This is a genomic window from Shewanella sp. BJSY2023SW001 (genome assembly GCF_047314685.1).
GTDB lineage: Bacteria > Pseudomonadota > Gammaproteobacteria > Enterobacterales > Shewanellaceae > Shewanella > Shewanella indica.
The window spans coordinates 172528-187327 of sequence record NZ_JBKORF010000082.1; the positions used below are offsets into that span (position 1 = coordinate 172528).

10 protein-coding genes are annotated in these 14800 nt (G+C 49.1%); 9 read left to right on the forward strand and 1 reads right to left on the reverse strand.

Annotation, left to right across the window (positions count from 1 at the left end):
- Positions 1–15: 15 nt before the first annotated feature.
- Positions 16–2088 (reverse strand): ATP-dependent DNA helicase DinG, encoded by a 2073-nt coding sequence (gene dinG / locus ACMHXH_RS19465; protein ID WP_039035595.1) that lies wholly within the window; start codon positions 2086–2088, stop codon positions 16–18.
- Positions 2089–2174: 86 nt separating this feature from the next.
- On the opposite strand from dinG, the gene ACMHXH_RS19470 reads away from it, so the two are divergent.
- The 9 genes from ACMHXH_RS19470 (at position 2175) to ACMHXH_RS19510 (ending at position 14770) form a co-directional block, all read left to right on the forward strand.
- Positions 2175–4544 (forward strand): DNA polymerase II, encoded by a 2370-nt coding sequence (locus ACMHXH_RS19470; protein ID WP_335912834.1) that lies wholly within the window; start codon positions 2175–2177, stop codon positions 4542–4544.
- Between the two features lie 214 nt (positions 4545–4758).
- Positions 4759–5967 (forward strand): porin, encoded by a 1209-nt coding sequence (locus tag ACMHXH_RS19475; protein WP_039035597.1) that lies wholly within the window; start codon positions 4759–4761, stop codon positions 5965–5967.
- A 418-nt stretch (positions 5968–6385) separates the two neighbouring features.
- Positions 6386–9139 (forward strand): TonB-dependent receptor, encoded by a 2754-nt coding sequence (locus ACMHXH_RS19480; RefSeq protein ID WP_101053414.1) that lies wholly within the window; start codon positions 6386–6388, stop codon positions 9137–9139.
- Between the two features lie 674 nt (positions 9140–9813).
- Entirely contained in the window at positions 9814–10596 is a 783-nt protein-coding gene (locus ACMHXH_RS19485; RefSeq protein WP_039035598.1) for a DUF3450 domain-containing protein, read from the forward strand.
- Positions 10596–11951: a MotA/TolQ/ExbB proton channel family protein gene (locus ACMHXH_RS19490; protein WP_039035599.1), complete on the forward strand. Its 1356-nt coding sequence runs from the start codon at positions 10596–10598 to the stop codon at positions 11949–11951. The genes ACMHXH_RS19485 and ACMHXH_RS19490 overlap by 1 nt, the downstream gene beginning before the upstream one ends.
- Positions 11951–12478: a MotA/TolQ/ExbB proton channel family protein gene (locus tag ACMHXH_RS19495; protein ID WP_082014355.1), complete on the forward strand. Its 528-nt coding sequence runs from the start codon at positions 11951–11953 to the stop codon at positions 12476–12478. The genes ACMHXH_RS19490 and ACMHXH_RS19495 overlap by 1 nt, the downstream gene beginning before the upstream one ends.
- A gap of 13 nt (positions 12479–12491) precedes the next feature.
- Positions 12492–12896: an ExbD/TolR family protein gene (locus tag ACMHXH_RS19500; RefSeq protein ID WP_025011238.1), complete on the forward strand. Its 405-nt coding sequence runs from the start codon at positions 12492–12494 to the stop codon at positions 12894–12896.
- 1 nt (position 12897) lies between these two features.
- Positions 12898–13518 (forward strand): energy transducer TonB, encoded by a 621-nt coding sequence (locus ACMHXH_RS19505; protein WP_039035600.1) that lies wholly within the window; start codon positions 12898–12900, stop codon positions 13516–13518.
- A gap of 1 nt (position 13519) precedes the next feature.
- On the forward strand, positions 13520–14770 hold the full coding sequence (locus tag ACMHXH_RS19510) for a tetratricopeptide repeat protein (protein ID WP_039035601.1): 1251 nt from the start codon (positions 13520–13522) through the stop codon (positions 14768–14770).
- The last annotated feature ends 30 nt before the right edge of the window (positions 14771–14800 follow it).

Sequence of the window (14800 nt, forward strand, 5' to 3'; positions counted from 1 at the left end):
TCCTGATTGAGCGCATCATTCGATAACGCGACGGTAAGGCGGCAGGGCATCAAGCAGCGACGACCCGTATCTTTTGGTTACCAAACGCCTGTCTAATATGGTTATTCGGCCATAGTCCTGCTCTTTTCGCAACAGGCGGCCGCAACTCTGGATGAGTTTCCGTGACGCATCCGGAATAGTCAATTGTAAAAACGGGTTACCGCCTTTCATTTTGACATATTCTGCGTGGGCCTGCTCTACCGGCGAGGTTGGCACGGCAAACGGCAGCTTGGTTACTATCAGGTTAGTCAGGTAGTCGCCGGGAAGGTCGAGACCCTCGGAAAAACTGCCGGTACCAAAGATAATGCTGGGCTCACCTTTGTCACATTTTTGCTTATGTTGCTCGAGCAAGTGCTGGCGTGGGGCACTGCCCTGGATCAGCGGTTCGGATACCAATTTGTTGCGCAGTAAATCGGCTACCTTTTCCATCTGCCAGTAGGAGGCAAACAGCACCAGAGTGGCCATTTCACCCTCTACCAACTGCTTTATCTGGCTGGCGAGTTCTTCTGTGTAGGCGTCTTCGGTTGGCTCGGTGCGCATTTTCGGCAGGTAGAGAGTGGCGTTGTTCTCAAAATCGAAAGGCGACTGCAGCGCCAGGTAGCGACTGCCATCATTGAGTGACAGGCCAACCTGATAGGCAAAATGCTCAAAGCGGTTCAGCGCTCTGAGGGTGGCGCTACATAGCACGACACCGGCGGCTTTTTCCCACAACATATGTTCCAGCATATAGCCGACTTCGATTGGCGATGCACTGAAAAGGTAGTCCTGCTGCTTGCCGCTGAGGGCTTCAATCCAGCGGGCGGTGGGGGCACCTTTGGGGCTGTCCTCCTTGGCCATCATTTTCCAGAGCTTTTGCAGGTTTTCCAGGCGCTGCATCATAAAGCCGGTTTCACTCAATAGGGCTTCGGCCTGATGCCTTGGTAATTCACCATCCTTGACGCTTTCGCTGAGAATAGCCTGCATCTTGTTGAATTGCTTGAGGGCATCGTTGGAGGCCGTGGCCAGGTTTTCTGCCTGAATCAACAGGGCGTCCGGCAGCTTGCCATGTTCGAACCGCAGGCGGTTTTCCGGGTTGGCAAAGAGTTTGGGCTGGGTATCACAGTAGTGGGCAACCTGATTCAGCAGGCCGGTTAATTCTTCGATGCGATCCAGCATCGCCTGCGCCGGGGCAATAATATTGTTGCTCTTTATTTGGTTTTGCAGTTTGGCCGTGGTCTTGCTGACTTTCTCCAGCCAATCACAGGCCCCTCTGAGCGTAGCCTGGGCGCTGGAGAAGTCCCTGGCTACATTCGGCAGGTGATGGGCTTCGTCGATAACGTAATAGACTTCTTCCGGATCCGGCAGAATCACACCGCCACCCAGTTCAAGGTCGGCCAGTAACAAACTATGGTTGGCAATAAGCACATCCCAGGTATCAATATCTTCGCGGGCCTTGTGGAAGGGGCAGTGGCTGTGACTGGCCAGTTGGCGATGACAGCTGTGTTTGTCACAGGCTATCTGTTGCCACAGGTGGTCCGGCAGCGGCGTTTTGAGGGTATCAAGTTCACCATTCCAGCGGCCATCCTGATAGTCTTTGAGCAGCGCCTGCAACTGCTCAACCTGTGAGGTATCCGGCTTGGTTTGCCACATGGCCATCTGGCTGCCGTTGCCGTCACCTACCAACATCTCAAGCTTGGCCAGGCACACGTAACGCTGGCGCCCTTTGACCAGACCGTAACGGAAGTTGAGTTTGGAGTGTTGCAGAAAAAACGGCAGATCTTTATGCAGCAACTGCTCCTGCAGCGCCACAGTGGCGGTGGCGATACAGACTTTTTTCTTGCTGGCCAGCGCCAGAGGTATGGTTCCCAGAATATAGGCCAGGGATTTACCTATACCTGTGCCCGCTTCAATCACCATGATGCGCCGCTGCTTGTCGTATTCACCGGCAAGTGTCTTGGAGATCTCCGCCACCATATAATTCTGCTCCCGGCGGGAACGGAAGTTGGGCAGTGCGGAGGCAATGTCCTTGTAGATCTCGCGGATCTGGGTCTTTACATGGGCTGCTAGCATGAGACTCGGTTCTGGAAAATTATCCTGTATATAATACCAGTAATTTCTTATGCTAATAAACCTCTAAAACACGATTGTCCCGACTCATGCCCCAAAACACGCCGCAAACCCTGAAAGGCCGTATTCTTACCCGTCATCTGGTTCAGAGAGACGAGGGGGTATGCCTGCAATACTATCTGGCCACCGAGCAGGGGCCTGTGTTGGTTGAGGTGCCGGGACAGGAGCAGATTTGCTTTGCCAAAGAGAAGGATGCGGCGGCTTTATGTCAAAGTTTAAGCCAGGTACGGACCCAGCCGCTGGCGCTGAGAAACTTCGCTAAAGAGAAGGTTGCGGCGCTTTACAGTCGCAGTCGGCAACAGATGCGGTTACTGCAAAAGCAGGCCCAGGATCAGGGAATGCCCTTGTATGAAGCCGATCTTAAACCCCAGCAGCGTTTCTTGATTGAGCGCTTTATTGCGCTCGATGCCGAGTTTTACGGTTATTTCAGCGAGGAAAGCGGCGCACTGACACGGTTTGTTGCCAGCCGCGCCAGGAAAGCCTCGCTGAACAATGTAGGTTTGGCTGTTATTTCCCTCGATCTTGAATGCAGCATGCAGGGCGAGCTCTATTCCGTCGGACTCTACGGTCGTGACCGCAATGGAGCACTGTTTCAGCGCGTGTACATGATAGGTCAAGCCCAGGACGGGCCAGACTATATCCACTGGGTCAGGGATGAAGCAGCCTTGTTGCAGGCTTTGATTGACTGGTTTTGTCTCTGGGACCCGGACATTATCATAGGTTGGTCGGTTGTCAATTTTGACCTGGCACTGCTGAGCCGACGCTACGCCCATCATGGTATTGAAGCACGGCTTGGGCGCGGAGGCGTGCCCATGTCCTGGTTGGTGGAAGGCAAGTATCGGCCGGAAACCCTCTCTTTGCCCGGGAGAGTGGTATTGGACGGCATAGACTGGCTCAAGGCCGCCTTCTATCAGTTTGAGCGCTATTCGCTCGAGTTTGTCTCCCGCGCACTCTTGAGCGAGGGTAAGGCGATAGATCAAGTTGAAGATCGCGGCCAAGAGATAAGACAGCTCTTTCAAGAGGATAAATTGGCCTTGGCCCACTACAATCTGACCGATTGCCGTCTGGTGCTGGATATTTTCGATAAAACCGATCTATTGAATTTTGCCCTAGCCCGGGCGCAGCTGACCGGGTTGGAGATTGGCCGGGTAGGGGCTTCGGTGGCGGCGTTCAATCATCTCTACCTGCCACACTTGCACCGGTCCGGATTTGTGGCGCCGGCAGCACCGGCCAGTGATGGCCTGGAGAGTCCCGGCGGCTATGTGATGGACTCCATTCCGGGCCTTTACCGGGACATTCTGGTGCTGGACTTCAAGAGTCTATACCCTTCGATTATTCGCACTTTTTTGATCGATCCCATGGGGCTGGTGCAGGGCATGGGTGAACCCGAAGCCGAGACGGTACCCGGCTTTCTCGGTGCTAGATTCAGCCGCAAACAAGCTATCTTGCCAACGCTTATCGCTAAGTTGGCCCAAGAGCGGGAAAGCGCCAAGGCTCAAGCCAATGCGCCCTTGTCTCAGGCAATCAAGATCATCATGAATTCGCTTTATGGGGTGCTGGGGTCTCGGGGTTGTGTGTTTCACGATGCCCGGTTGGCAAGCTCAATTACTATGCGCGGTCATGAGATAATGCAGCAGACCAAACGTTGGATTGAGGACGAAGGCATGAGTGTCATCTATGGCGACACAGATTCCACATTTGTTTGGCTGGGACAACAGCATGACATCACAGAGCCGCAAGCCTTCGGCAGAGAGTTGGCCGCCAGGATAACCGCCAAGTGGCAACAGCATTTGGCGGAGCATTTTCAGTTGCAAAGTCATTTGGAACTCGAGTTTGAGCGTCATTATGAACAGTTTCTGATGCCCACTCTCAGGGATTCAGAAGAAGGCTCCAAAAAGCGCTATGTCGGTGCCAGTCGCAATAGTCAAGGTCAATTGGATATTATTTTCAAAGGCATGGAGCAGGTTCGCAGTGATTGGAGTCCTCTGGCCAGACGGATTCAATACGAGCTGTACCGGCGTATGTTCAATGACTTGGATGTGGTGGGCTTTCTGGCTACGGAAATAGAAGCGCTTAAACGCGGCGATTATGATAACGAGCTTATTTTCTCCAAGCGACTAAGGCGTAAATTGGATGCTTATCAGGCCAAGGCGTCACCCCATGTCAAGGCGGCCAGACAATTGTTGGAGCAGACCTGTGATCCGCGTTATGGTCGTTTGGGCACCCGTATAGACTACCTGATCACAATCAATGGCCCCGAAGCTGTTTCCCTCAGACGTTCAGCCATTGATTATAACTACTATATTGAAAGACAAATCAAGCCGATAGCCGATCCAATACTTTCTATAATGAAAGAAAGTTTTACCTCTATCAGCACGGGACAGTTGAGTTTAATCTAATACCAAAATTGTTTCAAAAAGTTAACAAGGTTAATGGTTGGTTTTATTTCTGGATTTTTACGGCCTTTATGGTTTTTTTTAAGGCAAAAGTAATAAAAAATGTGATTTTTGTCTTTGCCGCTTTACTGAGCTTTTGCTAATCTTCGCTCCCCTTGGAAGGAAATAAAACAACGGAATGGGGTAGGCAGACTGAAAACACTTAAGGTTACAACAAATGAACAAGACTCTCATCGCATCCGTCCTGGCAGGACTCTTGGCCGTTCCATCGGTTCAAGCTATTGAAATCTATAAAGATCAGAAAAATGCAGTCTCAATCGGCGGTTTCGTTGATGTCCGAGTAATCAATACTCAGGGTGAAACGGAAGTTGTCAATGGTGCTTCCAGGATTAATTTTGGTTTTAGCCGTGAGTTAACCCACGGTTGGAACACATTTGCCAAATTGGAATGGGGCGTGAACCCTGTTGGCAGCAGCGACATTGTTTATAACAACCGTTTCGAATCGGTGCAGGATGAGTTCTTCTACAACCGTCTGGGCTATGCAGGCATTAGCCATGATAAATATGGCACTATTACTATTGGTAAACAATGGGGTGCTTGGTATGACGTGGTATACAACACTAACTACGGTTTTGTATGGGATGGTAATGCTGCTGGTGTATACACTTTCAACAAAGACGATGGCGCGGTAAACGGTGTTGGTCGTGGTGATAAAGTCGTTCAATACCGTAACAGCATCGGAGATGTGAGCTTTGCGGTCCAGGCACAATTAAAAAATAGCAGTTTCTATACCTGCGACATCGAAAACATCACTGAGAGTGCCTGTGAAGCAGAATGGAATGCAGGTAAGAAAGAAGCGCAACAAGTTACTTACGATTACACCTATGGTGCATCTTTGACCTACAAGGCTACTGATAAATTCAGCTTAATGGCGGGTGTTAACCGTGGTGAGTTTGATGTGGTCTATGGTACAGGTGAGCAAAAAACAGCTGTTGATTTAATCTATGGTGTGGGCGCGACTTGGGGTGATTTTGACCAGAATGGCTTATATGTTGCCGCAAACGTTCACAAAGAAGAAAACCATGATACTGATAACATCGGCCGCTTGATTAAAGATGCCTATGGTGTTGAAACTTTAGTTTCTTACAAGTTTGATAATGGTCTACGTTCTTTTGTGTCTTATAACATTCTGGATGCAGGGAAAGACTACGTTATTCAACCAAACTTTAATGCCGATCCTAACGATGTGTTCAAGCGTCAGTTTGTGGTTGTAGGTTTACACTTTGTTTGGGATCTGAATACGGTTCTCTATGTTGAAGCACGTAAAGATTACAGCGACTTTACCAGTGCCGACAAAGCGCAAGAAGCCAGAATGTCATTATCAGAGGATGATGGCATCGCTATTGGTATTCGTTACACCCTTTGATTGTTAATAGAACTGTTTAAAAAAGCGCCGAAAGGCGCTTTTTTATTGGAAAAAAAAGTGTTGGCACAGCTTACCAGAAAGAGATGTGTAACGGGTTTGTTACGTTTGGGTGAGTGGGGACGGGTTTTGATAAACTCCATTTACTTCATGGCCTTACATAACGATATTCTGGTTAAGATAAGCTATTACTGCTGTAAGAGACACTATATTCATACTCAATGAAATAATCTTATCTCTCTTTTGTTGTTGGTTTTATGTGCAATATTAATGTTTCAAATGTTGATAAAATGTTTGTTATGTGATTTTATTTGCGTGAAATTGTTGCTGGTCACTCGTGTATGCCTGCAAACAACTAAAGGATCCGGACAAAGCATTTGGATCCGTTACCAAGACACAAGATGTCGAAAGGGAGATAAGTATGTATAAGAATAATTCGTTAACCAACGCAGTGCGTCTGGCATTGGTTGGTGGTGTTGCAGCGACTGCTTTTAGCGCTCCAACCGTTTTGGCGGCCGAAGAAGGTGCTGACAATGTAGAGCGTATTCAGGTTACAGGCTCTCGTATCAAGCGCACCGATATGGAAACCGCAAGCCCTGTCAGTGTGATCGATGCTTCATCTATCATAGCGTCAGGCGCAGTGAATATTGACGACGTTCTGCAAAAAATGACCTCAGCCGGTGGTGCCATGACCAACGCCGGTATCAACAATGGCTCAGGCGGTAACTCGCGCATTAACTTGCGTGGTTTGGGTGATAACCGTACTCTGGTTCTGGTGAATGGTCGCCGTATGATTGCATCCGGTACCGGTGCGGCGTCTTCTGTTGACCTTAACACCATTCCGGTATCTATGATCCAGCGTGTCGAAGTACTGAAAGATGGCGCTTCTGCCATTTATGGTACCGATGCGATTGCCGGTGTGGTTAACATCATTCTGAAAAGAGATTTCGACGGCTTTGAAATCAACGTTCAAACAGGCCTTTCCGGTGAAGGTGACGCTGACGAGTCCAGCATCGACATGACACTGGGTAACACCTTTGAGAAAGGTAATGTCGTTGTTAATGCTCAATACACCAAGCGTGGTGATGCCAGCCAGGCTGACCGTGATTTCTCAAAGTGCCCGATTGCAGAGACAGGTCCAAAGGGTGAGCGTAGCCTGTACTGCGGCGGTAGTAGCTATTCTCAAGGCGGTCACATCTGGGGTGACAACAACTTTGGTATCGTGGGCACAGGACCAGAAGGCGCTTATGCCATAGGAGACAAGGGCTACTATGGTGAATATGTTGATAACGGTGAGGGCAAGCCTAAGTTCCAATACTTTGATGGCATGTCTGAGGCGGATCTGAGCGGCTTGGGTGGAACTTATCATGAGTTCAGCGATGCCGACAGATACAACTACGCCAAGGACAGTTACCTGTCGACGCCAATGGAGCGTTTGAACCTGTCCATGGCGGGTACTTATGAACTGACCGAATCGATTCGTTTCTTCACCGAAGCCATGTACTCCAAGCGTTGGTCCAATCAGCAGATGGCGCCTCAGCCAATCTGGAACAACTCTGCTTGGGTTTACAATCCTAAGTCAGCCGGTGGCTGGATGACCGATGAACTGCTGCCTTGGGTTCAACCCGGTGAAGCACTGGCTTATGGCCGTCGTATGGTTGAGTCCGGTACCCGTGACTTTGACCAAGTAGTAGACACTATTCGTATCGTTGTTGGCTTGGAAGGTGAGTTTGAAAACGGCTGGACCTGGGATGCTTCTTACAACAAAGGTAAGAACGACTCAACCGATACTCTGGCTAACCTGCACAACTTGGGCTCCATCAACGCTGCGGTTCTTGAGGGCACTTTTGATCCTTTCCTGCAATCATCATGGGAAGGTGAGAGCATCAAGCCATACATATATACCGAAGTGAACAGCGGTGGCAGCGAGTTGGATATTATTGCAGCGACTCTGTCCGGAGATTTGTTTGAACTGCCTGCCGGTATAATGGGCTTTGCAGCGGGTTACGAGCATCGTAAAGAGGCTGCGCATTATACTCCTGATTCCCTGACTTCCCAGGGCTTGGCAAACGATCCTCGCGTAGAGCCAACCTCCGGTGACTTCAGTGTTAATGAATTTTACGCAGAATTGGCAATCCCACTGCTTAGCGAATTGCCTTTGGCGCAGCAAGTGGATCTGAGCGCCGCTATGCGTTACTTCGATTACAGCACTTTCGGTGATGATACTACCTGGAAACTGGGTCTGACCTGGCGTGTTTATGATGACCTGATGATCCGCGGTGGTATGTCCACTGCCTTCCGTGCCCCAACTGTATATGAACTGTATGGTGGTAAGTCACCATCATTCGAGCAGATTGTTCACCCTGCTACCGATCAGGATCAGGCTGAAGTGACTGTTGGTGGTAACGAAATGCTGACCCCTGAAGAAGCTGATATCACTACTCTGGGTCTGGTGTATTCACCAAGCTTTGTAGAAGGTTTGTCTCTGACCGTCGATTACTATGACATCGAGATCTCCAACACTATTACTTCAGTTGACAACAACTATATTGCCAACCAGTGTCTGGATGCCGGTGGTAACAAGATCAACACAGGCACTGCGCTGTGTCAGTCTTCCAACATTGAACTCGACAATAGCGGTCGTATTAAGTTCGACAACGGTTTGCAGAACATAGGTGCTACCAATACCTCAGGTTACGACATCAACGTTGCCTACGTATTCGATGCCTTCGGTCTGGACTGGAAGGCCGGCTGGGACAGCTCTATCCTGAGTGAGTATGAAGAGTTTGACCCGGATGGTAATGCAGTTGACTATCGTGGCTATATCACAGGTGGCGTGGGTGCTTATGCCAAGTTCAAGAGCAACCTGAACATTACCGCTGCCGGTGATGATTGGACTGTCACTTATGAAGCTCGCTACATCGACGGTATGGACTCGTTTGCTTGTAAGAAAAATGATGGCAGCTGCTACGCGCCTTCAGTAGACAGCGTGGTTTACCATGACCTGTCAGGTTCTTACGATATCACCGACCGCATCCGTGTATCCGGCGGTGTTAACAACCTGTTTGACAAAGAGCCTCCGTACTACACTGGTAACAACGACTCGAATACCGACCCTTATACCTATGATATGTTGGGCCGCTACTTCTTCGTTCGTGCCAGCATGAAGTTCTAATGACACACTTCATCTTTGGATGAATTAAGTTAGCTTCAAAGAATGAAACCCCGGGATGATACCCGGGGTTTTTGTTTTTCATACTACATATAGGTAGCGGATCCATCCAAACTCACAAAACACTATTACGTAACAACTGGAATAAGCCCCGGTTGCCAATTGATTCTTTGACCAGTGAATAGGGCGAATGAGTTTGTAGTGAAACTGGCTTCCCCTGGATAGTAATCGTTTGGAAAAAGTGGATTGCCATCGGTCTGCAGAATTGATTCCTTCAAAGATTTATAAAATATAACGCACCGCCTTATGCTTTTTAATTATAAATAAATCATAAGGTTAAATATTAGCTTGTGCTGTTTTTGCGGTTATTCTTGGCTCAGGAAGGCGACACATATTTGATCACTAAATGTAAAAAAAAGCCATTGATGATTAATCACACAGTTAGCCTTAGTTTCCAGCGTTTTCGTCTCATTTCAAATGTTGACACAGGTCAACATTTTGTGAAATGATGCCAGCGGGTCTATGCCTTCAGGGGCATAGGAAAGGGAAGATAAAAAACTAACAATCACAAGAGAAAGACATACTTGATAGCATCATCTGCCGTTGAAATAGGGATATTCGGGGCGCTGTTGCTGAAAAGTTAAACCTTTTTAATCACTTCAAATTGGTTGGGAACTATGTCCAAGGTAAGCAATAGAACAAAAATCGCTTCTGCGCTTGTTGGCGCGCTGGCACTCGCCAGCAGCAACTTAGTCGTTGCAGATCCTCTTACCGACGCGCAAAAAGCCGCGGGTCGTCTGCAGTCAGACGCCGTTGCGTCACAGAAGAAGATCGATAAGTATTTTGACCAGGCTCAAGATATGCTTTTCGAATATTCCGCCGTTGCTGACGAGCGTGAATCTCTCAAAGCCTACAATGATTATCTGGCTGGTCTGGTCGCTGACCAGGAAGCCACAATGAAATCCATTCAGGACGATATCAATGGCGTAGACAAACTGCGTCAAGGTGTTGTTCCTTTGATGTTTAAAATGGTTGATGCCCTGGAGCAGTTCGTGGCTCTGGATCTGCCATTCAAATCTGAAGACCGTGCACAGCGCGTTAAAAACCTCAAAGACCTGCTTAACACTGCCGAAGTGACTCTGGCTGAAAAGTTCCGTTTGATCCTGGATGCTTACAGCATCGAGCGTGAGTACGGCAGCTTTGTTGACGTTGAAACCGGTAAGCTGAACCTTGATGGTAAAGAAGTGCTGGTTGATTTCTTCCGCTTGGGCCGCGTAGCTCTGTATGCTCAGAGCCTGGACCAGAAGACTGCCTGGATGTACAACTCTGAAACCAAGGGTTGGGATAAGCTGGATGACAGCTATCTGCGTGACATCACCAAGGGTATTCGTATCGCCCGTAAACAAGGGGCTCTGGATCTGTTCGCACTACCAATTCCAGCTGCGGAGGCTGCACAATAATGAAAAAGCTAATCACTACCGCCGTCGTTGCTGCCAGTTTCTCACTGTCTGCCGGTATGGCCAGTGCCGCAGAGGCGCCTAAGACGATTGATCAACTGCTGCAGCAAGTTAAAGTTGAACGTGCCGCTCAAGGCAAAATCAATGCTAAGCGTGAACAAGAGTTCCAAGCTGAGCGTGGCGACAAGGCCGCCCTGCTGAAGCGTGAAAAAGATGCGCTGGCTGCTGAAACTCAACGTGGTAAAGACCTGAACCAGGCCTTCCTCGATAACGAGCGTAAAATTGCTCAACTTGAAGAAGACCTGAAAACCGCTCAGGGCGACTTGGGTGAAATGTTCGGTGTAGTTAAAGGCGAAGCTGGCGATTTCGCCGGTAAGCTGATCAACTCCAACGTCAGTGCCCAGTATCCAGGACGTGACAAGTTCGTTCAGGACCTGGGTGCCCGTAAGCAACTACCTAAGATTGAAGAGCTGGAACGTTTCTGGGAAGAGCAACTTTTCGAAATGGCCGAATCCGGCAAAGTCGTTAAGTTTGAAGGTTCTGTAACTGACATTGATGGTAACGTGAACAACACCACCATCTATCGTGTCGGTGCTTTTAACCTGTTGGCTGATAACAAGTATGTGGTTCTGAACCACGAGCTGGGTCTGATCCAGGAGCTGTCTCAGCAGCCGGAAGGTTATCAGGTTAAGCCTATCGCTGACTTCGAAAAAGCCACTTCAGGTACAGCCAAGCTGTATGTTGACCCTGCCCGCGGTACTCTGCTGAACATCTTCACTCAGAAGGCCAGCTTCCAAGACCGTATTGAGGCCGGTGGTACCATTGGTTACATCATCATCGCCTTGCTGGCTCTGGGTCTGCTGATCTCGCTGGAGCGTCTGGTGACTCTGACTGTTATCGGTGCCCGTGTTAAGTCTCAGGCCAAGAATGTTGCCAACCCAGGTAACAACGCTCTGGGCCGTGTACTGAAAGTGTACCAAGAGAACAAAGATGTTGACGTTGAGACTCTGGAGTTGAAACTGGATGAAGCCATCCTGAAAGAAACACCAGCGCTGGAAACGCGTATCTCCATCATCAAAGTATTGGCGGCTATCGCTCCTATGATGGGTCTGCTGGGTACCGTAACCGGTATGATTGCAACCTTCCAGAGCATCCAGTTGTTCGGTACGGGTGATCCAAAACTGATGGCCGGTGGTATCTCTATGGCACTGGTAACGACAGTACAGGGTCTGATTGCGGCTCTGCCACTGATGCTGTGTCATGCTATTGTTGTGGCTCGCAGTAAGTCTATTGTTCAAATCCTTGAAGAGCAAAGTGCCGGTATTATTGCTGAACACGCAGAGAAGAGGGCTGACTAATGATGCTATACCTGATGGACATTTGGGATTCCGTCAGGGGCTTCATGGCCTCCGGAGGCGATGTCCTCTGGCTTGTAGCGGCGGTGCTGTTTCTCATGTGGGTATTGATGCTTGAAAGATTCTGGTATCTGAACTGGGTATCACCTAAGAATCATAAAGAGATCATTACTGCATGGAATGCCAGGGAGGAAACCACCTCCTGGTATGCACACCGTATCCGTGAAGCTTGGGTATCCCAAGCGAAGCAAGATATGAATGCACGTATGCTGATCATCAAAACATTGGTAGCCATCTGTCCTATGATAGGTCTGCTGGGTACTGTGACAGGTATGATTTCAGTGTTCGATGTTATGGCAGTTCAGGGGACGAGTAATGCTCGTCTGATGGCAGCTGGTATTTCTATGGCCACTATGCCTACTATGGCTGGTATGGTCGCGGCATTGTCCGGGGTGTTCTTCAGCACTCGTTTGGACGCCAAGATGAAAATCAGCTTGGAAAAGCTGAAAGACAGCCTGCCACACCACTAGAGAGAGATTGAACATGGCACGTAAGAAGCATTCCAGTGTAGAAGAGGAAGCACAGATCGATATGACCCCGATGCTCGACATCGTGTTCATCATGCTGATCTTCTTCATTGTGACCACCTCGTTTGTGAAGCCATCCGGTTTGGACTACAACAAACCCAAGGCGTCCACAGCGACTTCAAAACCTTCGGCGAACATCTTTATCGGCGTCAGTAAAACAGGCGTAATTATGATGGAAAACCGTCAGGTTGATATTGAACGAGTAACAGCTAACGTAGAACGTATGTTGGCAGAGGCACCAGAAGCCGCCGTTCTGATCCAGGCAGACAAAGAAGCCCAACACGGCTTGGTTGTTAAAGTACTGGATCAGGTGAAGGCTGCTGGTATTGATAAGGTCTCGGTATCTGCGGGGAACGACTGATATGTTAAGAGCACTAGTATCTATCATTATTGGTGCTGCTGTGACTTTTGGTCTGTTCTGGTTTATGGCATTCCTGGTCGGAGGTGGCGCTCAACGTGGCGACACCTCAACCGAAACGCCAGTTATCGAGATCACAATGGACAAGCAGGATTCGAAGGCACAGAAGAAACCAAGGGTGACACCTAAGCCACCCCCACCACCAGAGCAGCCACCGAAGCCAGCGGAAACGCCACCGGATAGCTCTTCTGATATTGATACCAATATGGCATTCAATATGGGTGGAGTAGAAGCAGGCGGTCCAAGCACAGGCTTTAAGCTGGGCAACATGATGACCCGCGATGGTGATGCAACACCTATAGTGCGGATTGAACCTCAGTATCCCATTGCTGCGGCGCGTGACGGTAAAGAAGGTTGGGTACAACTGCGCTTTACCATCAACGAACTCGGTGGTGTTGATGATGTTGAAGTTATCCAGGCTGAACCAAGAAGGATCTTTGATCGTGAAGCGGTTCGTGCACTGAAGAAGTGGAAGTACAAGCCGAAGATTGTTGACGGTAAGCCGATGAAGCAACCCGGTATGACAGTTCAGCTGGACTTCACCCTGAACCAAGGAGACAGATAAGATGCAAAAAGTGAATAAGCTTGCTGCAGCCATGCTGTTGACTTTGTCAGGCAGTGCAGTACTGATGGCGCCAATCGCCCAGGCCGCTGAGAAGTGTCCTATCGACCAGCGTCAGGCGAAGGCGGTGGGTCAAACTGCTGCCAAAAAGGTGCAGAGATCCTTTGAAGCCTATCAGGACGGTAATCTGGACGAAGCAATTGCAGTATTGCTGGAAGCCAACGCCCGTAATGACTTCGACAAGGCCTATATTGCCCGTATGCTGGGTAACTTCTACGCTGAAAAAGGTCAGATGGGCACTTCCATCAAGTACCTTAAGCAGGCAGTAGAAGCCGATATCCTCGGTGGAACCGACCACAGTGCAACTCTTAAGTTGTATGCGGATCTGCTGCTGCAGGAGAAGAAGTTTAAAGAAGCTATCACCTACTACAACAAGTGGATGGACTTCTCCTGTAAGCAAGATCCTGTGGTCTACCGCCGTATCGGTATTGCTTATACAGAACTGAAAGACTATCCAAACGTGCTGAAAACAGCGGACAAAGGTTTGTCATTGGCCGAAACGCCCGACAAGAACCTGTACCAGCTTAAGTTCCAGGCTTACTTCAACCTCAAGCAGTACAAGAAAGCGGTTGGTGTTCTGGAAACTATGGTACCCCTGTTTCAGGATGATAAGCGTCTTTGGGTTCAGTTGGCTCAGCTCTATCTGCTGACCGAGGACTTCGACAAGGCTACAGTGACATACGATCTGGCCTATCAGAACGGTTTCCTGGAAACTGCTGATAACATCACTCGTTTGTCGCAACTGTTGGCGTCCAAAGGTTCCGCTTATCGTGGTGCGGTGATTTTCGAGAAGCACATGAAACAAGGGCTTATCGAAAAAAGTGAGAAAAACCTGTCTATGTTGGCCGGTTTCTTCCACAACGCCAAGGAGCTGAAGAAGGCCGCGGCCTATTATGGTCAAGCTGCTGCTGTCGGTAATGATGGTAAGTTGTACCTGAAACAAGGTCGTTTGCTGGCTTTGGATCAGCAGTTCAAGGAAGCGATTCCAGTATTCAAGCAAGCGCTGGATGCCGGGCTCGAAAACCCTGGTGAAGCTCAGTTTGAGCTGGCACTGGCCTACCTGAACCTGAAAGACTATAAGTCGGCTTACCGCCGTGCTGAATTGGCCTCAAAAGATTCCAAGACAGCACGTAGCGCCACTAGCTACCTGTCATACATAAAAGAGAAAGCGCGGATCCATAACGTTTCACTTTAATGCGATGTCAGCCAAATGAAGCCCCGTAAG